The sequence below is a fragment of the Streptomyces sp. JN8 genome, from assembly GCF_055808075.1.
Genome location: NZ_CM147852.1, coordinates 922593 through 949349, shown reverse-complemented (window position 1 = coordinate 949349; position 26757 = coordinate 922593). Strand labels below are relative to the sequence as shown.

23 protein-coding genes are annotated in these 26757 nt (G+C 73.9%); 13 read left to right on the top strand and 10 right to left on the bottom strand.

Features of this window, described 5'->3' with window-relative positions; genetic code table 11:
• Positions 1-105 precede the first annotated feature (105 nt).
• The 4 genes from ACY0MR_RS04125 to ACY0MR_RS04110 form a co-directional block, all read right to left on the bottom strand.
• Positions 106-888, bottom strand: coding sequence for a hypothetical protein (locus ACY0MR_RS04125; protein WP_473559158.1), 783 nt, complete (start codon positions 886-888; stop codon positions 106-108).
• A 137-nt stretch (positions 889-1025) separates the two neighbouring features.
• The gene (locus tag ACY0MR_RS04120; RefSeq protein WP_473559156.1) at positions 1026-2267 is read right to left on the bottom strand and encodes a serine hydrolase domain-containing protein; all 1242 of its coding nucleotides are present in this window, start codon (positions 2265-2267) and stop codon (positions 1026-1028) included.
• A 144-nt stretch (positions 2268-2411) separates the two neighbouring features.
• Entirely contained in the window at positions 2412-3293 is an 882-nt protein-coding gene (locus ACY0MR_RS04115; RefSeq protein WP_388794719.1) for a DUF4436 domain-containing protein, read from the bottom strand.
• Between the two features lie 53 nt (positions 3294-3346).
• Positions 3347-4531, bottom strand: a complete 1185-nt coding sequence (locus ACY0MR_RS04110; protein ID WP_404078750.1) for an agmatine deiminase family protein — start codon at positions 4529-4531, stop codon at positions 3347-3349.
• A gap of 423 nt (positions 4532-4954) precedes the next feature.
• Here ACY0MR_RS04110 and ACY0MR_RS04105 point away from each other — a divergent pair, with 423 nt between their 5' ends.
• From ACY0MR_RS04105 to ACY0MR_RS04085, 5 genes are all read left to right on the top strand, one after another.
• On the top strand, positions 4955-5536 hold the full coding sequence (locus ACY0MR_RS04105) for a TetR/AcrR family transcriptional regulator (RefSeq protein ID WP_388794713.1): 582 nt from the start codon (positions 4955-4957) through the stop codon (positions 5534-5536).
• Positions 5537-5723: 187 nt separating this feature from the next.
• Positions 5724-6212, top strand: coding sequence for a DUF1269 domain-containing protein (locus ACY0MR_RS04100; protein WP_388794710.1), 489 nt, complete (start codon positions 5724-5726; stop codon positions 6210-6212).
• A 65-nt stretch (positions 6213-6277) separates the two neighbouring features.
• The gene (locus ACY0MR_RS04095) at positions 6278-7372 is read left to right on the top strand and encodes a baeRF3 domain-containing protein (RefSeq protein ID WP_473559154.1); all 1095 of its coding nucleotides are present in this window, start codon (positions 6278-6280) and stop codon (positions 7370-7372) included.
• 98 nt (positions 7373-7470) lie between these two features.
• A complete protein-coding gene (locus tag ACY0MR_RS04090; RefSeq protein ID WP_361854302.1) occupies positions 7471-8109 on the top strand; it encodes an FxLYD domain-containing protein in 639 nt (212 codons plus the stop codon).
• A 17-nt stretch (positions 8110-8126) separates the two neighbouring features.
• A complete protein-coding gene (locus ACY0MR_RS04085) occupies positions 8127-8630 on the top strand; it encodes a DUF1269 domain-containing protein (protein ID WP_361854305.1) in 504 nt (167 codons plus the stop codon).
• Positions 8631-8738: 108 nt separating this feature from the next.
• Here ACY0MR_RS04085 and ACY0MR_RS04080 read toward each other — a convergent pair whose 3' ends face one another.
• Both ACY0MR_RS04080 and ACY0MR_RS04075 read right to left on the bottom strand, forming a co-directional pair.
• Positions 8739-10001, bottom strand: coding sequence for an arginine deiminase (locus ACY0MR_RS04080; protein WP_388794703.1), 1263 nt, complete (start codon positions 9999-10001; stop codon positions 8739-8741).
• Positions 10002-10081: 80 nt separating this feature from the next.
• A complete protein-coding gene (locus tag ACY0MR_RS04075) occupies positions 10082-11542 on the bottom strand; it encodes a basic amino acid/polyamine antiporter (protein ID WP_404078758.1) in 1461 nt (486 codons plus the stop codon).
• A gap of 680 nt (positions 11543-12222) precedes the next feature.
• Between ACY0MR_RS04075 and ACY0MR_RS04070 the strand changes: the two genes are divergently transcribed.
• The 7 genes from ACY0MR_RS04070 to ACY0MR_RS04040 all read left to right on the top strand — a co-directional run bounded on the left by ACY0MR_RS04070 (position 12223) and on the right by ACY0MR_RS04040 (position 21679).
• The gene (locus ACY0MR_RS04070; RefSeq protein ID WP_473559150.1) at positions 12223-13632 is read left to right on the top strand and encodes a family 2B encapsulin nanocompartment shell protein; all 1410 of its coding nucleotides are present in this window, start codon (positions 12223-12225) and stop codon (positions 13630-13632) included.
• Positions 13633-13976: 344 nt separating this feature from the next.
• Positions 13977-15374, top strand: a complete 1398-nt coding sequence (locus ACY0MR_RS04065; RefSeq protein ID WP_473559148.1) for a family 2 encapsulin nanocompartment cargo protein terpene cyclase — start codon at positions 13977-13979, stop codon at positions 15372-15374.
• 3 nt (positions 15375-15377) lie between these two features.
• Positions 15378-16274, top strand: a complete 897-nt coding sequence (locus ACY0MR_RS04060; RefSeq protein ID WP_388794691.1) for a geranyl diphosphate 2-C-methyltransferase — start codon at positions 15378-15380, stop codon at positions 16272-16274.
• A gap of 244 nt (positions 16275-16518) precedes the next feature.
• Positions 16519-17661: a S1 family peptidase gene (locus tag ACY0MR_RS04055; RefSeq protein WP_473559145.1), complete on the top strand. Its 1143-nt coding sequence runs from the start codon at positions 16519-16521 to the stop codon at positions 17659-17661.
• Between the two features lie 147 nt (positions 17662-17808).
• Complete coding sequence (locus tag ACY0MR_RS04050; RefSeq protein ID WP_388794686.1) at positions 17809-18885, top strand: chitinase; 1077 nt, start codon at positions 17809-17811, stop codon at positions 18883-18885.
• Positions 18886-19362: 477 nt separating this feature from the next.
• The gene (locus ACY0MR_RS04045) at positions 19363-20217 is read left to right on the top strand and encodes a DUF1684 domain-containing protein (RefSeq protein WP_473559143.1); all 855 of its coding nucleotides are present in this window, start codon (positions 19363-19365) and stop codon (positions 20215-20217) included.
• Between the two features lie 331 nt (positions 20218-20548).
• A complete protein-coding gene (locus ACY0MR_RS04040; protein WP_404079073.1) occupies positions 20549-21679 on the top strand; it encodes an MFS transporter in 1131 nt (376 codons plus the stop codon).
• A gap of 42 nt (positions 21680-21721) precedes the next feature.
• On the opposite strand, the gene ACY0MR_RS04035 is transcribed toward ACY0MR_RS04040, so the two are convergent.
• From ACY0MR_RS04035 to ACY0MR_RS04020, 4 genes are all read right to left on the bottom strand, one after another.
• On the bottom strand, positions 21722-22114 hold the full coding sequence (locus ACY0MR_RS04035; RefSeq protein WP_473559142.1) for a hypothetical protein: 393 nt from the start codon (positions 22112-22114) through the stop codon (positions 21722-21724).
• Positions 22115-22235: 121 nt separating this feature from the next.
• Positions 22236-23729, bottom strand: a complete 1494-nt coding sequence (locus ACY0MR_RS04030) for a diacylglycerol/lipid kinase family protein (protein WP_473559140.1) — start codon at positions 23727-23729, stop codon at positions 22236-22238.
• A gap of 99 nt (positions 23730-23828) precedes the next feature.
• Positions 23829-24392 carry a hypothetical protein gene (locus tag ACY0MR_RS04025; protein ID WP_473559138.1) on the bottom strand — a complete coding sequence of 188 codons (564 nt, stop codon included), beginning with the start codon at positions 24390-24392 and terminating at the stop codon, positions 23829-23831.
• The gene (locus ACY0MR_RS04020) at positions 24389-24763 is read right to left on the bottom strand and encodes a PadR family transcriptional regulator (protein WP_388794671.1); all 375 of its coding nucleotides are present in this window, start codon (positions 24761-24763) and stop codon (positions 24389-24391) included. The genes ACY0MR_RS04025 and ACY0MR_RS04020 overlap by 4 nt, the downstream gene beginning before the upstream one ends.
• Before the next feature lie 135 nt (positions 24764-24898).
• Between ACY0MR_RS04020 and ACY0MR_RS04015 the strand changes: the two genes are divergently transcribed.
• Complete coding sequence (locus tag ACY0MR_RS04015) at positions 24899-26701, top strand: ATP-binding SpoIIE family protein phosphatase (RefSeq protein ID WP_361849858.1); 1803 nt, start codon at positions 24899-24901, stop codon at positions 26699-26701.
• The last annotated feature ends 56 nt before the right edge of the window (positions 26702-26757 follow it).

Here is a 26757-nt window from a genome sequence, read left to right as displayed (position 1 = left end):
CCGTACGCAAGAGCGATGACACCCGTGTCACCCGGGCCGATCTCGGCCCGTAACACCGTTCGCACAGCGGCACCGGGCGCGGTGTGAGGACTCCGGCGCACGGCGTCAGGGGGCGGTGGCGCCCCCGGCGGTCCCGGGCGTGCCGGGTGCGTCGGTGGCGCGGAGCAGCCTCAGGAAGGCCTTGAGCCCGGTGATGATCTCCTCGTTGTCGGTGAGGCGGTTCACCGTCGACTCGAACTCCCGCGCCAGCGCGGCGATCCTCCGGTCGGTCTCGTCGGCCCGCTGGTGCGCGGAGAGCGCGACGGCGTCCACCGTGCGGCGCAGCTCGGCCAGGGCCCGGTACTGCTCCTCCGTCCTCTTGTCCATGGTCGTCGCACCGCTCTCCAGGGCGGCGACCCGCCCGGTCAGGGCCACCACGTCGTCGCGCGGGAACGTCACGTCCTCCAGCAGCACCCCGAGGCGGCCGCGCAGTTGCCCGAAGTACGCCCCGGCCGGCCGGAAGAACGTGCTGAGGAGGAAGAACCCGGCGAACCAGTAGCCCGCCGCGCGGCCGGTCGCCGCGGCCACGGCGAGCGCCGCGCCGGCCGTCGCCACGTGCCCGGCGACGGCGAGCCGCAGCATCCCGCGGGCGATGCGCCGCGCCTCGGCGTCCCGCTCCCCGGGGACGTCGATGCCCTTGCCGCGGCTGATCGCGATCTCGGCGAGGACCGAGTGGGCCCGGAAGTACAGGTTCCACGGCAGGGTGAGGAGCAGCAGGAGCCAGAGCAGCCCGAGAACGCCCGCTCCCACGGCGAGCACCGTTCCGGGCGGCGCGCCCACCGCGTACGCCAGCACCAGCGCGCCGACCGCGCAGCCCGCCGCCAGGAACACCCCCACGACCTTGCTCATGCCGCCCCCTCCGAGCCCGTCCGCATCCGGCGCCATCGTCCCGCCGGGCCCCGGTCCCGGCCATGAGTACGTGTACTCAGATCGGGGCGCGGAGCCGTCCCCGGCGGTGCCGCGGGGGACGGCACGGGCGGACGGGGTCAGCTGATCGCGAGCGGGTCCCCCGGCGCGAGCGCGGCCGCGATCCGCTCGGCGACCACCTCGGCCTGGTTGCCCTCGGGGGTGGTGGCCGTCTGCGTCGCCGAGACCGCGATGGCGAGCCGCTCGGAGGGGAGGTACGCCTGGATCGCCGCGTACCCGGAGAACGACGGGTTCTGCACGATCCAGCCGTTGACCACGATGACCCCGAGACCGAAGTGCTTGGCTTCGGTCTGCTTGAGGCAGATCGTGGCGGGACAGGTGGCCGTCTCGCCGCCGAGACCGACGGTGCCCGGGTCGAGCAGGGTGCGGTACGAGCGGGGCGAGAGCAGCTCGCCCGCGCCGATGGCCTGCGCCGAGCGGGCCAGGTCGCAGATGTCGGTGGTGATGACCGCGCCCGGGGCGGTCGTCCACGACGGGTTCCAGAACGTGGACTCCTCGTACAGTCCGCGGTCCGAGGTGAAGGCGTGCAGGACGGGGCTCGGGATGTCGGGCGTGAAGTTGTTCCGGGTGTTCCGGAGCTCCAGCGGACCGGTGACCTTCTCCCGCACCAGCCGGTCGATCCGCACGCCCGTGATCTTCTCCAGGGCCTCGACCAGGTAGACGTAGTTGGCGTGCGAGTAGCTCCAGCTCGTGCCCGGCTCGTACCAGAAGGAGTGGCGGAGCGGGAACGCGACCAGCTCCTCGGGGGTCCAGGCCTTGAACGGGTGGGTCCCCAGCTCCGCGCCGAACGCCGGGTCGGTGACGTAGTCGTGGAGGCCCGTGGTGTTGGACGCCAGCATGCGCAGGGTGATCCGGTCCGCCTGGGGCAGGTCGGGAAGCCAGTGCTCGACGGTGTCGTCGAGCCGGACGCGCCGCTCCTCGACCAGCCTGAGGAGGGCCGTCCCGATGTGGGCGAAGGCCACGGAGCCGGCCCGGAAGTGCATGGCCGGCTCGGCCGGGACGCCGGTCATGGACTCGCCGAGCGCGTCCGTGAGGACCTCGCGCCCGTCGACCGTGACCCGCACCTGCACGGCGTTGAGCCGGAGGTCCTCCTTGGCCTGCCGGGTGATCTCCAGGACCCTTCGTCCCTGGCCGCCGAGGTGGCCCGGGGTCCGCACGCAGTCGGAGCCGCGGCCGCCGGGACTCCCGGCGGCCGCGGGGGCGACGGCCGCCGTCTGGGTGGCGAGGGCGAGGACGGCGGCGCAGAGCAGGGCCCTGCGGAACCGCGCGCGCGTGCGCGGGAAGTGGGGGGTGTGCGTCATGTCCCGCACTATCTCGGGGCGAGGGGTCGGCCCGAGGGGGAACACTCCGCGGACCGCGCGAGTACCGCCCGTGTGGGGCAGACGAGGGCCCCTCCGGCCGGGGTCCCGGTCCCGAGGGGGCCGTCGCGGCGCGCGGCCGGGCGGTCAGGCGGTGGTGCCGTCGCGCGGCGGCGGCGGGCCCTCCGCGCGCACCGCGCGGACCACGACCACGATCACGCAGAAGGCGATGAGCATCTCGGCCCAGAAGAAGGCCAGGTAGTCCAGGAGGCTGCCGATGGGCGGCGCTCCCGGGGCGGTGTTGCGGAAGGCGGCCAGGGCGAACAGGGTGGCCGCCATCCAGCCGAGCGCCGGCCAGGTCAGGCCCATGCGCCGCCGCACGAGGTGCCGGCCGCCCATGAGGACGGCGACGGCGAGGGCCCACATCGCCAGCATCATGAAGACCGAGAAGACGAGGACGCTGCGGGAGCGCGCCACCTCCGCGGTGAACACGGCCGCGCCCTTGATCTCCGCGGTGTCGACGGCGAGGGAGAACAGGGCGTCCCGGTTGGTGAGCGTCATGCGGACGGGGACGGGCTCGCCGCCCTGCACGGCGCCGAACTCCATGTCCGCGTCGTACGCGTCGAAGGGGTAGTCCGTGATCGGTCCGCCGGTCAGGGCGACCGGTACGTCGACCGTGGCGATCCTGCTGTGTGCGGGGAAGGTGAGGTCCCCCCGCACGGACGAGGAGGTCTGGAGGGTCAGGTTCTCGGCGGGGGAGACGCCGCCCGCCTCCGCGAGCGCGCCGCGGGGCGTGACGAGCAGGCGCAGGACCAGTTCCCGGCCGGCGGCGTCGACGCGCTGGACGGAGGCGTCGATGTCGATCCGGTCGGGGGCCTGTCCTCCGGCGGTGTAGCGGGTGTCCAGGTCCTGGCGTTCGCCGAACTGGAGCCAGAGGCCGCAGAGGGCGGCCGCCGCGACGGCCAGGAGGACGAGCCCGGCGCTCAGCGGCCCGCCGGGGGGCCGTGGTTGACGTCGCTTCTCGGACACGGACGGGCTCCAGGGGGAGAGACGGGGTTCGGCGGGCGGGGGAGGGGAGGCGGTCAGGCGGCGGGCCTGCCCGGCTGGTCGTGCGTCGCGCAGTGGATGCCGCCGCCGCCCGAGGCGATGGTGTCGATCTGCACCTGTACGACCTCGCGGTCGGGGAACTGGTCCTGGAGGATGCCCCGGGCGCGGTCGTCGGCGGTCCGGTCGCCGAACCGGGGCATGAAGACCGAGCCGTTGGCGACGTAGAAGTTGGCGTAGGTCGAGACGAAGTCGTCGCCCTCGCCGGTGATCCGGTCGAGGTCGGGCTGCGGGAGGTCGATGATCTCGAAGCGCCGGCCGCGGGCGTCGGTGGCCCGGCTGAGGACCGAGCGGGCCTGGTCGGCCGAGCGGGACCAGGAGTCCGGGGGAGTGCCGGGGAAGGCCTGGTCGAGCAGGACGACGCCGGGGGCGGTGAAGCGGACGAGGCTGTCGACGTGGGCGTCGGTGATGTCCTCGCCGCGGACGCCCGCGAGCCAGACCACCTTCTCGACGCCGAGGGTCTCGATCAGCTCGTCCTCGATCTGGTCCCGGGTCTTCCCCCGGTTGCGGTTGTCGTTGACGATCGAGCTCTCGGTGACGAGGAGCGTGCCCTCGCCGTCGGTCTCGAAGGAGCCGCCCTCGGCGACGAGGGGGGCCACCTCGCGGGGGATGCCGTACTTGCGGAGCAGCAGCCGGCCCACCTGCGCGTCGTTGGTGTGCTCCTGCTTGTTGCCCCAGCCGTTGAAGTTGAAGTCGATTCCGACGAGCTCGTCGCCGTCCTCCACGAAGACGGGCACGGTGTCGCGGGCCCACAGGTCGTCGACCGGCATCGCGATCACCTCGACCTGGGAGCCGCAGGCCCGCTGGGCCGCGGCGACCTGGGCCGGCCGGGCCATCATGACGACGGCCTCGTACGCGGAGACGGCCCGCGCGATGCGGGCGATGTCCTCCCGGACGGACGGGAGCTCGTCCCCCCAGACGGAGGTGAGCGCGGGCCAGGACATGAAGGTGCGGGTGTGGCTGTCCCACTCGGCGCCGAAGCGGCGCTCGCCGCCCGCGGCGGAGGGGCGGGCGGAGCCGGTGGCCGGGCCGGTGGTGGCGCCGGAGGCACCGGCGGGGGTGGAGTCACCGGGGCCGCAGCCCGCGGCGCCGAAGGCGAGGGTGCCGCCGACGGCGGCGAAGGAGAGCAGGGCCGTGCGGCGGGTGAGGACGGGATGGGACACGCTGTGCTCCGTTCATGGGCTGGCGAGAGTATCCGGCGGTGGCGGGCGGATCGTGGTGAAACGCGCCGCATGCCGGATTCGCGGGCCTGGGCCGCATGCGGGCGACCGGAGGGTTGCGATGGCCGGCGGCCCGGACGTGCGTGGGGGCGGGCCGTGCCGCCACTCGGGCACTGACTGGATTTTCAGTCAAGCTCGGTCGAGGCAGGGGGCGCCGGGGCAGTACGGGTCACGACAGGGCGCAGGGGTGCGCTCGGGCGCTCAGGGCTCCCCTGTGCGGTCGCATCCGAAAAGAAGGCCCACCGCCGGGCCGGGGTGCGACCGCCCTCACTCCCGGACCGTCCCGTGCGACGTCCCCCGTCGGCACCCCCGCCTCGCGGACCTCGGCCGAAGGGCCCGGTGAGGGGAGCCGATAGGGTTCGGGGCATGTCGTCTCGCAGTACTCAGATCCTGGAAGCCGCCGCCCGGGTGATCGCCCGGCGCGGTGTGCGCGGCCTGCGCGTGGAGGAACTGGCCGCGGAGGCCGGCGTCTCCACCGGCCTCATCTACTACCACTTCAAGGACCGGACCGGGATCCTGCGGCACACGCTGGAGTTCATCAACGACCGCGCCGAGCGGTACACCAACCAGCGCGACCCCGACGCCGAACCGCTCGGCCCGCGCGAGGAGCTCGACGAGGTCCTCCTCCTGGAGCTCCAGGACATCCCCGAGGTGCGGGAGAACAGCTCGGCCTGGGGCGAACTGCGGGCCAGCGCCGTCTTCGACCCGATCCTGCGCGAGGACCTCGCCCGGGCCACCCTGGTCTGGGTGCAGGAGGTCGCCGCCCTCCTGGGGCAGGTCCAGCCGATGGCTCCGGCGGCCGCCCTCGCCGCCGCCGCGGAGCGGCTGACCGCCCTCCTGGAGGGCCTCAGCATGCGCTGGCTGAGCGGCGGCATCGGGATCGAGCACGCGCGCACCCTGCTGCGCGAGGCCATCGCCGTCGAGCTGGCCTCGCTCGCCCGCCCGTAGCCGAGCGCGCGGGAGGGCGACCGGAGTCCCGAGTGCGCGGGAGGACGACCGGAGCTCCGACCGCCGGGTCGCGCGTCCGCGCGCCCGGCGGTCGCCGTCGTACGCCCATCGAGGGATCACCGAGTCGCGAGGGCGGACATATCGGGACACGATGACACTTCACGGCCCCTTCTCCCAGGAGGCGGGAATGGCTGAGCTGATCGTCATCGGGTACGACGACCCCCGGGTGGCCGAGCAGGCGTACGACACGGTGCACGAGCTGCAGCGCGACTACGTCGTGCACCTCAACGGCCTCGCGATCGTGTCCGTCGACGCCGACGGCGCCACCCACGTCGACACCGACAGCCGTGTCGTCGGCGTCTCGGCCGCCTCCGGCGCCCTGTGGGGAGCCATCTTCGGCCTGCTCTTCCTCTTCCCCGGCGTGGGGCTCCTGACCGGCGCCGCCCTCGGCGGCCTCGTCGGGAAGATCAGCAAGTCCGGGGTCGACGACCGGTTCCGCCGACAGGTGGAGGACCTCCTCAAGCCCGGCTCGGCGGCGCTCGTGATCATGGCCTCGAAGGTCACCGACGACAAGTTCACCGTGGCCATGCGGCCGCACGGCGGCACCGTCCTCAAGACCTCGCTCAGCGACGCCGACGAGCGGGAACTGGCCGAGCAGCTCGCCGGACCCGGATAGGGCCCGGCCCCTCCCCGCTCCGCCCGCCCCGCAGAACCGCCTGAACCCGCCAGGAAGGCCTCCCCATGGACCCCGCGCTCAGCAGCGACGTACTGGCGAAACTGCGCCAGCCCCGCCCGTACCCCGCCGTGTCCCTCGTGATGCCGACGCACCGCCGCGAGCCGGACAACGCCCAGGACCCCGTACGGCTCCGCAACCTGGTGGCCGCGGCGGAGAAGGCGATCCAGGAGGACCCGGCGATCCCCCGCGAGCGGCGCGCCGACGTCATCGACCAGCTGAGCCGCGCGGTGGCCGAGACCGACCTCGCCCACGCCGAGGACGGCCTGGTCCTCTTCGCGGCCCCGGGCGAGCACTACGTGTGGACCGTCGGCCGGTCGGTCCCCGAACGCGTCGTCCTCGCCGACACCTTCCTCACCCGCAACCTCGTCGCCGGCCAGGCCGCCGAACAGCCCTCCTGGGCGCTCGCGGTCTCGGCCGACCGCGTCTCGCTCTGGAGCGGCAGCCCCGAACGGTTCACCGAGCACACCGGCAACGGCTTCCCGCTCACCCGCGGCCTCGACGACCCGGACGCGGAGCGCAAGGAGCGCATCGGCGATCTGCCGAGCACCTTCCAGGACGAGGCCACCCGCCAGTTCCTGCGCGAGGCGCACACGGCCCTGCGCGCCGTCCTCGCCTTCGCCCCCCGACCGCTCTACGTGCTCGGCGAACCCGCCGCCGTCGCGCTCCTCGAGGACACCGGGCCGCTCCCGCGGGGCGCCACGACCCTGCACCACGGCGGCCTCGCCAAGGGGCCGGCCGCCGCGGTGCACGAGGCCGTCGAGCCCGCCCGCGCCGCCCGGGAGGCCGCCACGGCCACCACCGTCCTGGCCGAACTCGACGCCGCCCGGGGGCGCCGCGAGTTCGCCGGCGGCATCGACGAGGTGTGGCAGGCCGTCAAGGAGGGCCGGGTCCGGCTGCTCGCCGTCGAGGACCACTACCGGACCGTCGTGCGCGACGAGGGCGGCCACCTGGAGCCCGCGGAACCCGCCGAGCCCGGCACCCGGGACGACATGGTCGACGAGATCGTGGAGCGCGCCCTCGACACCGGCGCCGAGGTCCAGTTCGTCCACGACGACGCCCTGCTCGACATGGGCCGCATCGCCGGAGTCCTCCGGTACTGACCACGCCCGTGCCGCGGCCGCGCACCGGCCCCGCGGTCGACACCCTCCGGACACCATCCGACCCACCACGAACGCCCACGAGAAAGAGGACGGATCCTGTGAACCCCACATCGGAGCGCGGCCGCAGGCCGGTCCGCGCACGCGCGGTGAGCGCGGCCGCGGCCGTCGTCGTCACGGCCCTCGGCGCCGTCGGCCTCGTGTCCTGCGGCAGCGACGACGACACCGGAGGCACCGCCGTCAGCGAGCGCCCCACCGCCCCCGACACGGCCGGCTTCACGGGCGAACTCCCCTCCTCCGTCGCGTCCTCCGGGCAGGCGGCGATCGAGTCGGCCCGCGCGTCCGCGTCCTCCGCGGCGGCCTCCGCCTCCGCACGCGAGGCCGAGCGCAAGGCGTCCATCGGGGCCGAGGTCGAGCGCAGCCGCCGGGAGGCCGAGGAGGAGCTGAAGGATGTGCAGGCGCCGGGGAACGCGGGCGACGAGGTGGCGATGACGGGCAAGCCGCGCGCGGAGACCGGCGGCGTGCTCACCGTCGTCCTGAACATCACCAACACCACCGACGAGGAGGCCTCGTACGCCGTGCAGGTCGACTTCCTCGACCCCTCGGGCAAGGTCGTCGAGACGCAGTTCGTCGGCGAGGAGGACCTCGAACCGGGCGAACGCAGGCAGCCGCTGGTGATCAGCCGGCAGCCGGCCGACCCGGTGCTCACCCCGAAGCTCGTCAAGGCGCAGCGGTACTGACACAGGAGGAGAGCCGCATGTCCGAACTCATCGTCCTCGGCTACGACGACCAGGCCGTCGCGAACCGGGCGTTCGCCGCGGTGCAGGAGCTCGGGGAGAGCGATGCGGTCGAGCTGACCGGACTCGCCGTCGTGTCGGTGGACGAGGACGGCAGGACCCATGTGGACACCCCGGCCCGGCGGAAGGGGGAGACCGCGCTCTCGGCCACCGCCGGCGCCCTCTGGGGCCTGGTCCTCGGCATGATCATTCTGACGCCGGGGCTCGGCGTCGTGGGCGCCGCCGTGGGCGGGCTCATCGGCAGGCTCAACCGGATGGGCGTCGACAACGCCTTCCGCGACAAGGTCCAGGAGCTGCTGGCGCCCGGCTCGTCCGCCGTCGTGGTGATGGCCTCGCGACTCGCCGAGGACGGGTTCGCCGCGGCGGTCGAGCCGTTCGGCGGCACCGTGCTCAAGACCACCCTGCCGGAGGAGAGCGAGCGCGAGCTGGCCGAGCAGCTGGCCGGCCCGGACCCGGCCGCCTGACCGGGACCGCCCGGAGACGCGCGGGCCGGCCACCCCGTCCCTCCGGCCGGCCTCACGGAGCGTCACGGGACCCGGCACCGCGCCGCGGTGCCGGGTCCCGGCGCGCCGTCAGAAGTCGACCGCGTCCCTGATCAGCGGGCAGGTCATGCAGTGCCCGCCGCCGCGGCCCCGGCCGAGCTCGGCCCCCACGATGGTGACGACCTCGACGCCCGCCTTGCGGAGCAGCGCGTTCGTCTGGGTGTTGCGGTCGTACGTGAAGACCACGCCGGGTTCGAGGGCGACCGCGTTGTTCCCGCTGTCCCACTGCTGCCGCTCGGAGGCGTACACGTCGCCGCCGGTCTCGATGACCCGCAGCTTCGGCAGCCCCAGGCCCTTCGCCACCACGTCCACGAACGGGGTGCCGCCCTCGTCGGTGATGTCCACGCCGGACGGCTTGCCGCCGGGTCGCAGGGTGAAGGTGTGCACCGAGTCCATGATCGTCGGGTAGAGCGTGACGATGTCCCGGTCGGCGAAGGTGAAGACGGTGTCCAGGTGCATCGCGGAGCGCAGCTTCGGCATGCCCGCGACGATGACGCGGTCGGCCGCGCCGTTCTCGAACAGGGAGGCGGCGACCTGGGTGATGGCCTGGCGCGAGGTGCGCTCGCTCATGCCCATCAGGACGACGCCGTTGCCGACGGGCATGATGTCGCCGCCCTCGAAGGTGGCCTGACCCCAGTCCCGCTCGGGGTCGCCCCACCACACGGTCGCGTCGCGGTAGTCGGGGTGGAAGCGGTAGACCGCCTTCATGAGCAGGGTCTCGCCGTGCCGCGCCGGCCAGTACAGCGGGTTGAGGGTGACGCCGCCGTACAGCCAGCACGTGGTGTCCCGGGTGTAGAGGGTGTTCGGCAGCGGCGGCATCAGGTACTCGCGTACCCCGGTGGCCTCGCGGGCGAGGGAGAGGTACCCCGAGCGGTACGCGTCGGGCAGGTCGGTGGTCGCCAGCCCGCCGATGAGGTACTCGGCCAGGTCGCGGGCCGACACGGAGTCCAGGAAGGCGCGGGTGTCGTCGATCAGGCCCAGGCCGACCTCGTTGGCGACGATCTTCCGGTCGAGCAGCCAGGACCGCGCCTCGGGCAGGGCCATGGTCTCGGTGAGCAGGTCGTGCAGCTCCACGACCTCGACGCCCCGCCGGACCAGTTCGTCGACGAAGTCGGCGTGGTCGCGCTGGGCGTTCTCCACCCACATGACGTCGTCGAACAGCAGGTCGTCCGAGTTGGTCGGGGTGAGCCGGCGGTGGGCGAGCCCCGGGGAGCAGACGAGGACCTTGCGGAGCCGTCCGACCTCGGAGTACACGCCGAGCGCGGGCTGGGCGGGCGCGTCGTTGCTGGTCATGCGGGGCCTTTCGGGTACGGAGGCGAAGGAGCGGGCGAGGGGCGGGGTTCGGGGGAGGGGCGCCGGCCGGCGGGGCGGGCTCAGAGGCTGATCCAGCCGGCCGCGAGGGCGACGACGCCCACGACGGCGCCGGCGACCGAGACGGCGAGGATCACCAGCTCGCGCGGGGAGAAGAGCGTCCTGCCCTGCTCGCGCCGGGCCTTGACGAACAGGAACGTCGCCGGCGCGTAGAGGATGAAGGACACCAGGACGAACTTGAGCCCGGCGGCGAACAGCAGGAAGGCCGTGTACACCGTGGCGAGGAGGGCCACCACCAGCTCGCCCCGGGTGGACCGGCCCACCGCCTTCTCCTGCGCGGGCCGCAGCGCGATCTTCACCGCGAACGCGGCGGCGAGCAGGAAGGGGATCAGGCTGAGCGCGCTCGTCAGGTCGAGGGCGAAGTTGAACGCGTCGTCGGAGAAGGCCGTCACCACGAGGACGACCTGGCTGAGGGCCGTGCTCAGCAGCAGGGCGGGCACGGGGACGTCGTCGCCGGAGGAGCGCCCCAGGAAGCGCGGCATGTCCTCGTCCTTGGCCGCCACGAAGAGCACCTCGGCCGCCATCAGGGTCCAGGCGAGGTAGGCGCCGAGGACGGAGACGATGAGGCCCACGCTGACGAAGACCTGGCCCCAGTTCCCGACGGCCGCTTCCAGGACCCCCGCCATGGAGGGCTGGCGGAGCTCGGCGATCTCGCTCATCGGCAGGATCCCGTACGACACGATGGTCACGGAGGCGAAGACGGCGAAGACGCTGAGGAAGCCGAGGATCGTCGCGCGGCCGACGTCCTCGCGGCGCTTGGCGTGCCGCGAGTACACGCTGGCTCCCTCGACCCCGAGGAAGACGAAGACGGTGGCGAGCATGGTCCCGCGGACCTGGTTGAACAGCGAGCCGGCGTAGTCGGCGCCGCCCCAGTTGTCGGCGAAGACGGAGGCGTCGAAGTAGAACAGGGCGAGGACCACGAAGACGAGGATCGGCACGATCTTGGCCACCGTCACGATCCGGTTGATCGCGGCGGCCTCCTTCACCCCGCGCCGGATGAGCAGGAAGAACGCCCAGAGCCCGGCCGAGGACAGGATGATCGAGAGGGCGGTGTCGCCGTCGCCGAGCGCCGGCCAGATCGCGCCGATCGTCGACATGATGAGCACCCAGTACGTCACGTTGCCGACGCAGGCGCTCGCCCAGTAGCCGAACGCCGAGAAGAAGCCCAGGTACTCGCCGAACCCGGCCTTCGCGTACGCGTAGACGCCGGCGTCCAGGTCCGGGCGCCGCACGGCGAGGGCCTGGAAGACGAAGGCGAGCATCAGCATGCCGAAGCCGGCGATCGCCCAGGCGATCAGCGCGCCGGCGACCCCCGTCTCCTGGGCGAACCGCCGGGGCAGCGAGAAGACGCCGGCGCCGACCATGGAGCCGACGACCATCGCGGTCAGCGTGACGAGCGTCAGTTTGGCCGTGGGCGGGGACCCGGTGGTGGTGGCGCCTGGGCCGGTTTCAGCGTGCGACATGACCTGCCTTCCGTGGGGCCGACGTGGGGGGAGCTGCCGGAGGGGCGTACGTCGGGAGGGGGCGGCTCCGGCCGGAGCCGGTGCGGGGGACGCGCCGCACGGCGTGCGGCGCGCCTGGCGCCGGAAGGGTGGCGAAGGCCCGAGCGGGCGTCGGCTCCCGCGGGGTTCGGTCCTCTGCGGCGGGTTCGCCGGCCTGCATGCCCACCCCTTGGAGCGACGGGAGACGACTGAAATCCGAATCTAGCCGGATGGTGGGTTTTTGTCCCCGTACGGCAAGGTGCGCCGCACCGGCGGAGAGGTGCGCGGGCGTCCGGGCGGAATCGAATCGAACGGACGCTTCGCTCTCGAACGGACTGCGCGAGACCCGGCGGTGGGAACCATGGGCTCTCGGCCACGTGGCCCGAATGCCGCAGATCATCGGGTTAAACCTCGAATGGAGCAAGATCGCCGCTTCGAGGTAATGCCCTCGAACTCGTGGGGTGCGCCCGGGTCGACGGCCGTTAGTGTTCCCCGGGATCTGGACGGATTCCCGGACCTTCCTCCTTGTTCACCCCTCTTTCCGAGCTTTCACCCGCCTTCTCGACCTTCTGATCCTTCTCGTCCTTCCCGTGTCCCTCCTCTTCACCGACCGGTGCGCCCGCGCCCCGGTCACCACCCCCCTGCGAAGGAGAGCCCGCTCCATGACCGTCGACACCGGCCCGGCCGTACAGCAGGACACCCCGAAGCAGTCCAGCCTCAGTACCGCCGCCGCCCGGAACCTGGCCCACACGGCCAAGTCCGCCCCGCAGATGCAGGAGATCAGCTCCCGCTGGCTGCTGCGGATGCTCCCCTGGGTGGAGACCAAGGGCGGCGCCTACCGGGTCAACCGGCGGCTCAGCTACACCGTCGGCGACGGGCGCATCGAGTTCGTGCAGGACGGGGCCCGCGTCCGGGTCATCCCCCGCGAACTCGGCGAACTCGCCCTGCTGCGCGGCTTCGAGGACGACGAGGTGCTGAACGCGTTGGCCGCCCGGTGCGTGCAGCGCGACTTCGCCGCCGGCGAGGTCCTCGTCTCGCGCGGCACCCCCGCCGAGGAGATCCACCTCGTCGCCCACGGGCGCATCAACCAGACCTCGCTCGGCAAGTACGACGACGAGGTGGCCGTCGCGGTCCTCGCCGACGGCGACCGCTTCGGTGAGAACGCCCTGCTGGACGCCGACGCCCGATGGGACTACACCGCGACCGCCGAGACCGCCGGCACGCTGCTCACCCTCTCCCGCGCCGAGTTCGCCGCGGTGCTCGCCTCCTCGTCCGCCCTCCAGGCCCACATCGAGGCCTTCAGCTCGCTCCCGCTCCAGCGCCAGAACCGCCACGGGGAGGCCGAGATCGCGATGTCGGCGGGCCACGTCGGCGAGGCCGCGCTGCCCGGCGCCTTCGTCGACTACGAACTCAAGCCCCGCGAGTACGAACTCTCCGTCGCGCAGACGGTCCTGAAGGTCCACACCCGGGTCGCCGACCTCTACAACGGTCCGATGAACCAGACGGCGGAGCAGCTCAGGCTCACCATCGAGGCGCTGCGCGAGCGCCAGGAGCACGAGCTGATCAACAACCGGGAGTTCGGGCTCCTCCACAACGCCGACTTCAAGCAGCGGATCCAGACCCACTCCGGCCCGCCCACCCCGGACGACCTCGACGAGCTCCTCTGCCGCCGCCGCGGCACCAGACTCTTCCTGGCCCACCCCCGGACGATCGCCGCGATCGGGCGCGAATGGAACGCGCGCGGCCTCAACCCCGGCACCGTCGAGCTCGAAGGACAGCAGGTCCTCGGCTGGCGGGGCGTCCCGCTGCTGCCCTGCAACAAGATCCCGATCACCAAGGAGAACACCAGCTCGATCCTGGCCATGCGCCTGGGCGAGGACAACCAGGGCGTGATCGGCCTCCGCCAGACCGGCCTTCCGGAGGAGTACGAGCCCGGCCTCTCGGTGCGCTTCATGGGCATCAGCGAGCAGGCGATCATGTCGTACCTCGTCACGACCTACTACTCCGCCGCGATCCTCGTGCCGAACGCGCTGGGCGTGCTGGAGAACGTGGAGATCGCCCGCAGGCACTAGGGGTCGCGCATCACTCCCGTCCGTCCCGCGGGCGACGACGGGAGTGCGACGACGGACCCTGGGCCGCAGCCGGAGAGTGCGGCCCGGCCGAGAGGCGCGACGGCCCGCACGCCGGGTCGTCCGCACCGCCGGGCGAGGGCGTCGCCCCCCACGAAGGCCCCCCGTCCGGTGATCGCCCGTACCGCACGCCGCGAGCCCCGCCCGCCGTCGGACGGCGCCGCTCTCCGGATCCGACCCGGGCGCTCTCCCGCGGCCGCCGCCCCGCAGGCCGCGACGGTCCGGACCGTACCGATCGACCGCGCCCGGCACCCCGGACCGCCCCCACCCCCAGCAAGGAGACACGGATGCCCGAACCAGGGCCCTCCCCCCTGCAATCGAGCCTGCCCGGCGCGGCCGCCCACTTCGGCGCCCATGTCCTCGGGTCGGCGGCCGCCCCGACGGCCGCGGCGGGGGCGGCCGGTGCGCCGGTCGCCGCCGGGGCCGCGCCGGTCGCCCCCGGTGCCGCCGCGCCCGCTCCCGTCGCCCCCCGACCCGCGCCGGTCGCCCCGGCACCCGCGGTGACCCCGCTCCTCCCCGCGGCCCCGGGTGCCGCCGCCGTCGCCTCCGGCGCACTCGCCGCCCCGGCCGCCCCGGACGTGTCCGCGCCCCCCGTGCACCTGCCGGGGTTCGCCCTGCCGGGGCCCACCGGTCTGGGCACGGCGGCGCTGTCCCTGGCCCGCGGCGCGGGGGCGCCCGCCCTGCCGGAGCCCCCGGCGCCGGCCGCGGGGCGCCCCGTCCCGGGGCTCTACCACCACCCCGTGCCCGAACCCGACCCGGTGCGGGTGGACGAGGTCAGCCGCCGGATCAAGGCCTGGGCGCTGGACGAGGTGCAGCTCTACCCCGACGACTGGGAGGGGGAGTTCGACGGGTTCTCCGTCGGCCGCTACATGGTCGCGTGCCACCCCGACGCCCCGACCGTCGAGCACCTGATGCTCGCGACCCGCCTGATGGTCGCCGAGAACGCCGTCGACGACTGCTACTGCGAGGACCACGGCGGCTCGCCCGTCGGCCTCGGCGGACGGCTCCTCCTGGCGCACACCGCCCTGGACCCGCTCCACACGACCGCCGAGTACCAGCCGCAGTGGGCCGAGTCGCTGCACGCCGACGCCCCGCGGCGCGCCTACCGCTCCGCCATGGGCTACTTCGTCGACCAGGCCAGCCCCTCCCAGGCCGACCGGTACCGGCACGACATGGCACGGCTCCACCTGGGGTACCTCGCCGAGGCGGCCTGGACGGAGACGGACCACATGCCAGAGGTGTGGGAGTACCTGGCGATGCGCCAGTTCAACAACTTCCGCCCCTGCCCCACCATCACGGACACCGTAGGCGGCTACGAACTGCCGGCGGACCTGCACGCCCAGCCCGCCATGCAGCGCGTCCTCGCGCTCGCCGGGAACGCGACCACCATCGTGAACGACCTGTACTCGTACACGAAGGAGCTCGACAGCCCCGGCCGGCACCTCAACCTGCCCGTGGTGATCGCCGACCGCGAGGGCGTCTCCGACCGCGAGGGCTATCTGAAGGCCGTGGAGGTCCACAACGACCTCATGCGCGACTTCGAGGCCGAGGCCGCCGCCCTCGCCGCGGCCTGCCCCGTCCCGACCGTGCAGCGCTTCCTGCGGGGCGTGGCCGTGTGGGTCGACGGCAACCACTACTGGCACCAGACCAACACCTACCGCTACAGCCTGCCCGATTTCTGGTAAGAAATGGAATTATCTGTGACCAGCACCGAGTTCACCACCGTCTCCGGCACCTCCGCGTTCATCCCCTCGCCGGCGACGCCGTACCAGGGCGACATCGCCCGCTACTGGAACGACGAGGCCAGGCCGGTCAACCTGCGCCTGGGCGACGTCGACGGGCTCTACCACCACCACTACGGCATCGGCGACGTCGACCACGCCGCCCTCGGCAGCACCGAGGACGGCGCCTACGAGAAGCGGCTGATCGCCGAGCTGCACCGGCTGGAGTCGGCGCAGACCGAGGTCCTCCTGGACAACCTGGGGGTCATCGGCCGGGAGGACACGCTCGTGGACGCCGGCTGCGGGCGCGGTGGTTCGAGCGTGATGGCCCACCAGCGCTTCGGCTGCAAGGTGGAGGGCGTCACCCTCTCCTCCACGCAGGCCGACTTCGGCAACCGGCGTGCGAAGGAGCTGGGCATCGACGACCACGTCCACGCCCAGGTGTGCAACATGCTGGACACGCCGTTCGAGAAGGGCAGCATCGCCGCCTCGTGGAACAACGAGTCGAGCATGTACGTCGACCTGGACGACCTCTTCGCCGAGCACTCCCGGTTCCTGAGGGTCGGCGGCCGCTACGTGACCATCACCGGCTGCTGGAACCCGCGGTACGGCCAGCCCTCGAAGTGGGTCTCCCAGATCAACGCGCACTTCGAGTGCAACATCCACTCCCGCCGCGAGTACCTGCGCGCGATGGCCGACAACCGGCTGGTCCCGCAGGCCGTGATCGACCTGACGCCGGACACGCTGCCCTACTGGGAGCTGCGTGCCACCTCGTCCCTGGTCACCGGCATCGAGGAGGCGTTCATCAACTCGTACAAGGACGGCTCCTTCCAGTACGTCCTGATCGCGGCCGACCGGGTCTGATCCGGCTGGTCTCCGGGGTGCCGAGGGGCCCGGTCCGTCGTCGCGACGGACCGGGCCCCTCCGGCCTGCCGTGAGGCCGCCGGGCCGTCCCGCGCGGTCGACGGCCTCGCTCCCGGTCGCGGGGCGGTACGCGGCCGGAATCTCCGGTCATGGTATGGACCTGACAAGTGGAGTATCGCTACGGTGGCTTCCGTGCTCGCTTGAGAGCGCTCTCAGCGCCTGCTCACCCCACTAGGAGGCTCCTGTGAAACGAACGTCCGCCCTGCGCGCCGCCGCGGCGGCCCTGCTGCTCACCGTCGGACTCGGCGCCGCCCAGGCGATGCCCGCGAGCGCCGTCCCCACCGCGGCCTCGCCCACCGCCTCGGCGGGACTGCTCGACGCCATGCGCCAGGACCTCGGGCTCACCGAGCGGCAGGCCGGTGAGCGGCTGGCGGCCGAACGCACCGCGACACGCGTCGAGTCGGCGGCCAGGAAGGCCGCCGGCGGCAGCTACGGCGGCTCGTGGTTCGACGCCGGCACCGGGCGCCTCGTCGTCGCCCTCACCGACCGCGCGGAGCGGGCCGAGGTCGAGGCGTTCGGCGCCGACACCAGGCTCGTCCGGCACAGCGCCGCCGCGCTCGACCGTGCCAAGGCCCGGCTCGACGCCGGCGCCGCCCCGAGCGGCGTCGCCGGCTGGCACGTGGACCCGCGCTCCAACAGCGTCGTGGTCACCGTCGTGCGCGCCGACCGGAACGCCCCGGCCGTCCGCGCCTTCGTCGAGCGGGCCCGCGCGACCGGACCCGTCACCGTCGCCGAGGCGGCCGCGGCACCCCGCACCTACGCCGCCGGGACCGTCGGCGGAGACCCCTACTACACCGGCAACGTCCGCTGTTCCATCGGCTTCTCCGTGCACGGCGGCTTCGTCACCGCGGGGCACTGCGGCGGTGCCGGTGCGGCGGTGCGCGGGTGGGACGGCTCCGCGATGGGCACCTTCCAGGGCTCCTCGTTCCCCGGGAACGACTACGCGTACGTGAGCATCCACAGCGGCTGGTGGACGGTGCCCGTGGTGCTCGGCTGGGGGGTGACGTCGGACCGGCTCGTCAGGGGCTCGGCCGAGGCCCCGATCGGCGCGTCGATCTGCCGCTCCGGTTCCACGACCAAGTGGCACTGCGGCAGCGTCCTGGCCAAGAACGAGACGGTGAACTACAGCCAGGGCGCGGTCCACCAGATGACCAAGACCAGTGTGTGCGCGGAGGGCGGCGACTCCGGCGGCGCGTTCATCAGCGGCGACCAGGCGCAGGGCGTCACCTCCGGCGGCTGGGGCAACTGCTCGTCCGGCGGGGAGACGTGGTTCCAGCCGGTGAACGAGATCCTCGGCCGCTACGGCCTGACCCTGCACACCGCGTGACGCGCTGACGGGGCGGGGGAGGGGGGAGGGGTCCGGTCCAACGCCGTTGACCGCGAGGGTGGTTGACGAATGGTCTGGACCAACCTACGGTCTGCTGGAGCGCGCGCCATCGCCCAGGACCATCCCCCCACGTCCCCAGGAGCACGCATGCCAGCGCCCCGGATCGCCCGACTCCTCGGAGCGGGCCTCGCCACCCTGCTCGCGGCCGCCGCTCTCGCGGCGCCCTCCGCCGTGGCCGCCCCGACCGCCCCGTCCGCTCCCGCCGCGGACACCTGTGCCCTCAAGCAGAAGCCCACCGGCAAGGTGCTCCAGGGCTACTGGGAGAACTGGGACGGGGCGGCCAACGGCGTCCACCCGCCCTTCGGCTGGGCCCCCATCGACGACGCCCGCTTCAAGGCCCACGGCTACAACGTCATCAACGCCGCCTTCCCCGTGATCCGTTCGGACGGAACGGTGCTGTGGGAGGACGGCATGGACAGCACGGTCCGGGTCTCCACCCCGGCGCAGATGTGCAACGCCAAGGCCGCGGGGGCGACGCTCCTGCTGTCGATCGGCGGCGCGACCGCGGGCATCGACCTCAACTCCCGTGCCGTCGCCGACCGTTTCATCGCGACCGTCGTGCCGATCCTCAAGACGTACAACTTCGACGGGATCGACATCGACATCGAGACCGGCCTGGTCGGCAGCGGCAGCATCGGCACGCTGTCCACCTCGCAGGCCAACCTGGTGTACATCATCGACGGCGTCCTCGCCCGCATGCCCGCCGGGTTCGGGCTGACGATGGCACCGGAGACGGCGTACGTCACCGGAGGCAGCGTCGTCTACGGCTCGATCTGGGGCGCGTACCTGCCGATCGTGAAGAAGTACGCGGACAACGGACGCCTGTGGTGGCTCAACATGCAGTACTACAACGGCAGCATGTACGGCTGCTCGGGCGACTCCTACGCGGCGGGGACCGTCGCCGGTTTCGTCGCGCAGACCGACTGCCTGAACCGGGGCCTCGTGATCCAGGGCACCACGATCCGGGTGCCGTACGACAAGCAGGTCCCCGGCCTCCCCGCCCAGCCGGGCGCGGGCGGCGGCCACATGGCCCCGTCGCTCGTGGCGCAGGCGTGGAACCACTACGGCGGGGCGCTCAAGGGCCTGATGACCTGGTCGGCGAACTGGGACGGGTCGAAGGGCTGGACCTTCGGCGACAACGTGAAGGCACTCCAGGGCCGCTGACACCCGCCGGAGCCGCCCGTGCCGCCGGAACCGCCGGGCGGACCGGCGGCTCCGGTCGCTCCTGTCCGGGCGGGCCGGACCGGAGCAGTGCCGGCCCCCCCGTCCGGGCTCCGCCGGCCCCCCCGTCCGGGCTCCGTCGGCCCCCCCGTCCGGGCTCCGTCGGCCATCCGTCCGGCCATCCCGCGGCGGGGACCACTGGTCCGGGGCCGGGCGGTTGTGCTTTGCTTGCGGCATGACCCTGCTCGTGACGCGCCGCCACGTGGACTACGTGCGCGTCACGACCACGTCCTGTTCCGGCTGACCCCGAGGCCCTCGTCCCGGCAGCCGGCCGTCGCCCGCGCGACCTCCGAGCCCCCGTCACCCCCGAGCACCACCCCGCGACCCGCCCGCCCGGGCCCGTCGCCACGGGCGGGCGCGAGGGCCTCCCGGTGCACGCCCCGTTCGCGACGCAGCAGACGACACCTGGAGGACCCGCCCATGCCCATCAGCGACACCCCCGCGCCCGCCACCGGGGCGACGGAGCCCGACGCCGAGGCCTTCACCGCGGCATGGGAGGAGTGGCACCGTGACAAGGACGCCCGGCTCGCCGCCGAGCACGGCTTCCTCGCCATCACGGGCCTGCACTGGCTCACCGAAGAGGCGCAGCGCCTCCCCGACGCCCCCGGGCTCTGGTCGACCGGCCCCGACGGCGTGACCGTGGAGCTCGGGGAGGGGGAGGAACTCGTCGTCGACGGGGCGGCCGTCCGGGGGCGGTACGCCTTCGGCGCCATCCCGGAGCGCGGCGGCGTCGACGCCGTCTGGGGCGACGCCGTGATCGAGGTCGCCAGGCGAGGCGGCCACGACATCGTCCGGCCGCGGCACCCCGGACACCCGCTGCGGGTCGCGTTCGCCGGGACCCCGGCGTACGCGCCCGCACCGCGCTGGGCCGTCACCGGCCGCTACGTCCCCTTCGACGCGCCCCGGCCGACCACGGTCGGCGCCTCCGTCGAGGGCCTGCAGCACGTCTACGACGCGCCCGGCAGCATCACCTTCCGGCTCGACGGACGGGACCTGGAACTCATCGCCTTCAACGGATACACCCCCGGCGGCTTCACGGTCCTCTTCACCGACGAGACCTCGGGCGTCACCACGTACGCGGCCAACCGCAGCCTGCGGGTCGACGCGCCCGGACCCGACGGCGAGGTCCTGCTCGACTTCAACCGCGCCGCCAACCTCCCGTGCGCGTACACCGACTTCGCGACCTGCCCGCTGCCGCCGGCCGAGAACCGGCTGCCGGTCGCGGTCGAGGCCGGGGAGCGCATCCCGCACGAGCGCGAGCCGGCCGCCTCGTAGCCGACCGGCCCGGCGCCGAGGGCCGCCGCACCCCGGCCCGAGCGGCCGTACGACGGCGGCGACGGCGGGGTCCGCGGCACCGCCCCGATCCCTCCGGGGCCGGGCGGTGCCGCACCTCCGCGTCACCGCGCCGGCTCCTCGACCGGGTGACGTCCGCGCGGTCGCCGCAGTTCGCACCCGCGGGGCGGCCGCCGTCGGGGATACGGTCCGCTGCATGGAAGGTGAGCGGGACGTGGAGCGCGATCGTGGGACGACGGACGACCGGGGCACGGAGGAGGACCGCCGGGGCTGGCCGCGCTGCCTGCTCGCCGGTGCCGTGTTCGTCGTGTGCATGGCCGGCACCACGCTGCCGACCCCGCTGTATCCGCTCTACCAGGAGAAGTTCGGGTTCTCCGAGCTGACGGTGACGATCGTCTACGCCGTGTACGCCTTCGGGGTGATCGGGGTGCTCCTGCTCGCGGGCAACGCCTCGGACACCGTCGGCAGACGCCCGGCTCTCTTCCTCGGCCTGGGGTTCGCGGCGGCGAGCGCGGTCTGCTTCCTGATCGCCGACGCCGTGGGCTGGCTGTACGCGGGCCGGCTCCTCTCCGGTCTGTCGGCGGGCCTCTTCACCGGGGCCGCCACGGCGTACGTCATGGAACTCGCGCCGAAGGGCGGCGGGTCGCGGGCGACCCTGGTGGCGACGGCCGCCAACATGGGCGGGCTCGGGTGCGGGCCACTGCTCGCCGGACTGCTCGCGGAGTACGCCCCCGAGCCCCTCGTCCTGCCGTTCGCCGTGCACCTCGGCCTGGTGGCGGTCTCCCTGGGCGTGCTCGTGTGGCTCCCCGAGACCGTACGCGACCGGCGCGGACCGGCGGCCGTACGGCCCCGGCTGCCCGCGCTGCCGCCTCAGGTGCGGGCGGTGTTCGTACCGGCGGCGATCGCGTCGTTCGTGGGATTCGCCCTGTTCGGGGTCTTCACGTCGGTGAGCCCCGCGTTCCTCGCCCGCTACCTGCACATCGACAACCACGCGGTGAGCGGGCTCGTCGTCGCCCTCGCGTTCTTCTCGTCCACCGCCGGGCAGCTCGCCGTCGACCGGGTCGGGGTGGCCCGCTCGCTGCCGCTGGGGTGCGCGGTGCTCTTCGGCGGGCTGGTCCTCCTCGCCGTGGCGCTCCTCACGGACGTCCTGGCGTTCGTCGTCCTCTCCGCTGTGGTGGGCGGCGCGGGCCAGGGCCTCGCCTTCCGCGCGGCCCTGGCCTCGGTCGCCGCGGCGGCGCCCCCGGACCGGCGGGCGGCGGTGATCTCGACGCTGTTCGTCGTCGCGTACACCGGCATCTCCCTCCCGGTGATCGGCGTCGGCGTGCTGGCCGATCCGCTCGGCCTGGAGGGGGCGGGGCTGGTGTTCATCGCCTGCATGCTGGTGCTCGTCGCCTCCGCCGCCGCCTATCTGATCAGGCGGCCCGTGCCGACCGGCGGGCGGTGACCGCTCCGGCGGACGAGGGCGCCGGAGCCGACGGACCGAGCGTCAGACCGCGGTGAAGACGTGCCCGGCCGTGTCGCGCAGGACGAAACCGTTGTCGAGCCGGACGCGCACCCGCACGGGGGCCTCCGCCTCCTGGTAGGCGGTCCACGCCGGCTCCAGGGAGGCGATCCGCTCCTCCAGCCGCGCCCGGCTGGCCGGGGGCATCTGGTGGCCGAAGGAGTCGAGCAGCGAGGCGAGACGCGCGTACTCACGCACCTCCTCGCTCTCCCGGCGGTCGTCGGCCACCTCTTCGACGGTGCCCTCGGTCCCCGCCGGCAGGGCCAGGAAGCCCACGGCGGCCGCGGGCTCCGCGGGGTCCTCCCCGACCGGTGCCGCCTGCCCCGTCAGGGCGAGCTCCACCGCCAGCCGCACGCGCCGGCCCACTGTCAGTGTCATCGATCCTTCGTCTCTCCGCTCGACCGGGCCACGACCGCGTCCGTCCGCGGATCACCCGGGCGGCCATTGTCCCGGGCCGCACCGTGCGGGGCGACGCGGGGCCCGCGGTCTCCGCGGAGGCTCAGCGGTCCCGCCCCGGGACGTCCGGCACGGGGCGGCCGAAGGCGAGGTCGACCAGCCGCCGCCAGTCCACCCGCGGGGCGGGATCGGCGACGCCGGGACGGTCGCGCGGCACCAGGACCCGCAGGGCACCCGGGCGCAGGGTGCAGACGACCGGTGTGGCCATGCGCAGGGCCTCGCCGTCGACCGCCACGGGGATCTCGTCCGTACGGGAGGCGTCCGCTCCGGACCCGCCGGAGCCCGGGCCGTCCGCACCGGCGCGGTCCGACCCCGGGTCCTCCGCCGGGGCGGCGCCCGCCCCCGCGCCGCCCGTCCCCCCGTCGCCCGCGACGGTGGCCGTCACCTCGACGCGGCGGGCGGTCGTGACGGTCAGCCCGGTGGACTGCGCACCGCGCACCGCGAGGTCCGCGGCCTCCGCGGCGCCCTCCACCCTGATGCCCAGCACGCCCAGCTCGCCGTCGTCGAGGCGGGGCCGGCGGCCGCCGCCGCTGAGGACATCGGGCGAGGTGTACGCGTTGTTGCTGACGAGGAGCGCCTGCTGGGACGCCAGCGGCGTGTCGTCGATCCGCGCGTCGAGCCGGCGCACCCCTTCGCCGACCAGCAGGTCCGGCATCAGGGTCAGGGCCGTGCCCGCCTTGGCGTCGCGGTAGTCGGGGTGCTGCACGACATCGGCGTAGACGCCGAACGACACGGTGTTGACGAACGGCCGGCCGTCGACGTCGCCGAGGTCGACCCGCAGTTCCTCGCCGGCCGTCAGCGCGTCGAGGCAGCGCGCGGGGTCGGCGCGGTCGAGGCCGAGGTCCATGGCGAAGTGGTTGCGGGTCCCGGCGGAGATGACGAGGAACGGCAGGTCGTGCTCGGCGGCGACGGCCGCGACCAGGGCCTGGGTGCCGTCGCCGCCGGCGACGCCGAGCAGGTCGGCGCCCCCGGCCACCGCCTCGCGGGCCAGCTCGGCCACGTCGGCCGGGTCGTCGGGATCGAGCACGGTCACCCGGGCTCCCAGGGCCTCGGCCCGCTCGACGAGCCGGAAGCGGCCGACCTTCCCGTCCCCCGACCTCGGGTTCATGATGAGGAAGGCCCGACGGGGCGGGGAGGCAGGGAAGACGCGGGTCCTGCGCCGCGGGCGGGCCTTGCGGAGCGCGGCCCGCGCGCAGGCCACCACGACGACCCAGCACAGGACCAGTGCCAGCGCGGGGCGCCAGAGGCCGTCATGGGAGAGGAGCGTCACGAAGCCGGCCGGCGCGGCGATCGCGACGAACGCGCCGAGGAGGCGGACCGCGCCGCGGTGCGCCACGAACCACCAGGCTCCGGCGGCGCAGACGACGATCCCCAGCAGACCGGCCAGCAGGACCACGAGGCCGCCGTCGCCGATCGCGAACCCCAGGAGGACCAGCGAGCCGACCGCCGCGAGCACCGCGATCCGGGCCAGGAACCGCGCGGCGGCACGCGTGCCGGATCCCGTCGTCCGCTTCCCGCCGCTGCCGTCCTGGCTCATCCCGTGTCCCACCTCTCGGCCCGGCCCGTGCCTCCAGCGTTCACGCCGGCGGGCCGTCGGGCATCCCTGCCGGGCCGTGCGGGTGAGCCCGGGGGCGGCTCAGGAGGCCGCGGTGCGGGGCGCGCGCCTGCGCCGCTCGGCGACGAGGTACGCGAGGCCGGGCAGGGTCAGCAGGACGGTGGCCCACAGGGGCAGCAGGAACAGCGTCTCCTCGCCCACCAGCCGCTGCGTCAGGAAGAGCACCGGAAGTCCCACGGCCAGCGCGACGAGCCACCCCTTGCCGAAGCCGAGGCCGCCCCGGCGCAGTTCGAGGACCACGGTGGCCGCGCCGATGCTCAGCCAGAAGGCGAGCCGTCCCGCGTCGATGTCCACGACCGTCGTCCGGTGCACGAGGTGGGAGAGCAGCAGCAGGACGCCGACGACGAGCGGGACCAGCGCCGCCATCCTCAGCAGCCGCGGGCGCAGCGGTGTCCGGGCCCGGGCCCAGGACGCGGCGAAGGCCCTGACGTCCTGTCCGACGACGTCCTCCGGGGTGCGGCCGGCGGCCTCGGCGTCCTCCAGGTGGGCCCGGAGCTCCGCCAGCATCTCGCGGACCGCCGCGTCGTCCAGGCCCCGGTACTCCCAGTTGCTGCGGCAGACCGCGAGGACGTGCTCGTTGGTCATGGTGTCGTTCCCCCGTGGGTCGTTCGAGTGAGGATCCGGTCGGCCTGGGCGGTGAATCCCTGCCACACGGCCCGGCCGTGCTCCAGCTCGGCCCGGCCCGCCTCGGACAGCCGGTAGTACTTGCGCGGCGCCCCGCCGCTGGACGACGGCGCGCGGAACGGCTCGACGAGCCCCGCCCGCTCCATCCGGGCCAGCAGCGGATAGATGCTGCCCTCACCGACGAGTTCCAGCCCGCTCTCCGTGAGCGCCTCGACGAACTCGTATCCGTACCGGGGCCGTTCGGCGATGAGCGACAGCAGGCACAGGTCGAGGACGCCGCGCAGGAGCTGGCTGCGCCGCTGGTCACCGGCGTTCGGCAGCTCCTTTGTCATGCGGTGCATGGTAGTCGGGCACTGTCTTGCGCCGCAAGGCAGTGAAAGGACGTGTCGCGATGATCGGCCAGGAGGGGGAGGCGGGTGCATGATGTGCACCAACAGCGGACGAGTTTCTGTCTGGAGGCCGAAAGAGTGAACGATGGCAACGGACGGCGGAGCCTTGCCCGCCGTGCCTCGGCCGGAAAGGGCGCCTCGGTCCTCCGCTCGGCCGGCGCCCGCGGACGGCTCGGCCGCAGCCACGGCGAGGTCCCCCTCGACCGCCTCACCACCCGGGGCCGGCTCGCCTGGCTGAACTCCGCGGGGGCCAGGATCGGCACCACGCTCGACCTGGAGCGGACCGCCCGGGAACTGGCCGACTTCACCGTGCCCGTCCTGGCCGACGGCGCCGCCGTCGACATCCTGGAGAGCGTCCTGCGGGGCGAGGAGGGCTCGCGCTGGACGGGGACGGGCATCCCGGTCCTCCGCGCCACCGCGCTCAGCTTCGTCGACGAGCTGGCCTCCCTGGAGCCCACCCCGGTCGGCGAGACCTTCGTCCGCACCGAGGAGGCCCACGAGACCCTCCTCCACCGCTACTGCCTGCGACAGGGCCGGCCCGTCCTGCTCAGCCGCATGCGCCACGAGGACTTCCTGCGCGTCGCGCCCACCGAGAGCGCCGCGGCGAAGATGCGCGCCGCGGGCGTCCACAGCTACCTGGCGGTGCCGCTGATCGCCCGCGGGCTGCTGCTCGGCAGCGCGGACTTCGTACGCGGCCGGGGGACGCCCCCGTTCTCCTCGACGGACCTCGCCCTGGCCGAGCAGCTCGCCTCCCAGGCCGCCGTCTACATCGACAACGCCCGGCTGTACGGTCGCGAGCGCGAGCACGTCGTCTCCCTCCAGCGCAGCCTCCTGCCCCGCGCGACGCCGGTGACGCCGGGCCTGCGGATCCACGCCGAGTACACCCCGTCGACGGCCCACCACGGGGTGGGAGGCGACTGGTACGACGTGATGGCCCTGCCGGGCGGACGGACGGCCCTCATGGTCGGCGACGTCATGGGCCACGGACTGCCCGCCGCCGCCACCATGGGGCGGCTGCGCGCCGTCGCCCGGACCCTGATGACCCTCGACATGGCGCCGGAGCGCGTCCTGGCCCGGCTCGACCTCGCCACCCGCGATCTGGAGGACGAGCAGGTCGCCACCTTCCTCTGCGCGGTCCACGACCCGGCCGACTCCACCTACACGCTGGCCAGCGCCGGCCATCTGCCCCCGCTGCTCGTCGACGGCGAGGGATCCGCGGCCTTCGTGGACGTGCCGATCGGCGCGCCCCTCGGCGCGGGGGTCATCCCGTACGACCCGGTCCGGCTGGAGGTCCCGGCCGGCGGCCATCTCGTCATGTACACCGACGGCCTCGTCAAGTCCCGGCACGCCGACCTCGACCACCAGCTGGAGCTGCTGCGCTCGGCGGCCCGCGGCCTCACCCCCGAGGCCCTGGAACGCGGCGGTCTGACGGACCGCGCCCCGACCGACTCCAGCCGCTTCGACGAGGCCGTGCTCCTCGTCGCGACGACCACGGCCGGGTCCACCCCCGGCGAGCTGCGCGAATGGCAGCTGCCGCGGGAGGGCCGGGCCGCGTCCGTCGCCCGCGGACTGGTCACCGACCAGCTGGACGCCTGGGACCTGGCGGAGCTCGCCGACGTCTGCGAACTGGTCGTCTCGGAACTCGTGGGCAACGCCCTGCGCTACGGCAACGGACCCGGCCGCCTCCGCCTGCTCCGCGGGGAGCGCCTCGTCGTGGAGGTCTCGGACACGGGCCCCGACCTGCCCCAGATCCAGCACGCCGACCTCAGCGACGAGGGGGGCCGGGGCCTCCAGCTGATCAACATGCTGTGCCGCCGCTGGGGCTCGTGCCGGACGGTCTCCGGGAAGGTGGTGTGGGCGGAGCAGAACCTGCCCACGTGACGCACGCACCACGAGGGCCCCCTCCCGCCCGGGAGGGGGCCCTCGCGCGGTCGCTC

Bases quoted from the DNA above. Each gene is read 5' to 3' on its own strand.
- ACY0MR_RS04125 (WP_473559158.1), bottom strand. From the start codon at position 888: ATGAGCAAGGTCGTGGGGGTGTTCCTGGCGGCGGGCTGCGCGGTCGGC.
- ACY0MR_RS04120 (WP_473559156.1), bottom strand. From the start codon at position 2,267: ATGACGCACACCCCCCACTTCCCGCGCACGCGCGCGCGGTTCCGCAGG.
- ACY0MR_RS04105 (WP_388794713.1), top strand. From the start codon at position 4,955: ATGTCGTCTCGCAGTACTCAGATCCTGGAAGCCGCCGCCCGGGTGATC.
- ACY0MR_RS04100 (WP_388794710.1), top strand. From the start codon at position 5,724: ATGGCTGAGCTGATCGTCATCGGGTACGACGACCCCCGGGTGGCCGAG.
- ACY0MR_RS04095 (WP_473559154.1), top strand. From the start codon at position 6,278: ATGGACCCCGCGCTCAGCAGCGACGTACTGGCGAAACTGCGCCAGCCC.
- ACY0MR_RS04085 (WP_361854305.1), top strand. From the start codon at position 8,127: ATGTCCGAACTCATCGTCCTCGGCTACGACGACCAGGCCGTCGCGAAC.
- ACY0MR_RS04080 (WP_388794703.1), bottom strand. From the start codon at position 10,001: ATGACCAGCAACGACGCGCCCGCCCAGCCCGCGCTCGGCGTGTACTCC.
- ACY0MR_RS04075 (WP_404078758.1), bottom strand. From the start codon at position 11,542: ATGTCGCACGCTGAAACCGGCCCAGGCGCCACCACCACCGGGTCCCCG.
- ACY0MR_RS04070 (WP_473559150.1), top strand. From the start codon at position 12,223: ATGACCGTCGACACCGGCCCGGCCGTACAGCAGGACACCCCGAAGCAG.
- ACY0MR_RS04065 (WP_473559148.1), top strand. From the start codon at position 13,977: ATGCCCGAACCAGGGCCCTCCCCCCTGCAATCGAGCCTGCCCGGCGCG.
- ACY0MR_RS04060 (WP_388794691.1), top strand. From the start codon at position 15,378: ATGGAATTATCTGTGACCAGCACCGAGTTCACCACCGTCTCCGGCACC.
- ACY0MR_RS04050 (WP_388794686.1), top strand. From the start codon at position 17,809: ATGCCAGCGCCCCGGATCGCCCGACTCCTCGGAGCGGGCCTCGCCACC.
- ACY0MR_RS04045 (WP_473559143.1), top strand. From the start codon at position 19,363: ATGCCCATCAGCGACACCCCCGCGCCCGCCACCGGGGCGACGGAGCCC.
- ACY0MR_RS04040 (WP_404079073.1), top strand. From the start codon at position 20,549: ATGGCCGGCACCACGCTGCCGACCCCGCTGTATCCGCTCTACCAGGAG.
- ACY0MR_RS04035 (WP_473559142.1), bottom strand. From the start codon at position 22,114: ATGACACTGACAGTGGGCCGGCGCGTGCGGCTGGCGGTGGAGCTCGCC.
- ACY0MR_RS04030 (WP_473559140.1), bottom strand. From the start codon at position 23,729: ATGAGCCAGGACGGCAGCGGCGGGAAGCGGACGACGGGATCCGGCACG.
- ACY0MR_RS04025 (WP_473559138.1), bottom strand. From the start codon at position 24,392: ATGACCAACGAGCACGTCCTCGCGGTCTGCCGCAGCAACTGGGAGTAC.
- ACY0MR_RS04020 (WP_388794671.1), bottom strand. From the start codon at position 24,763: ATGACAAAGGAGCTGCCGAACGCCGGTGACCAGCGGCGCAGCCAGCTC.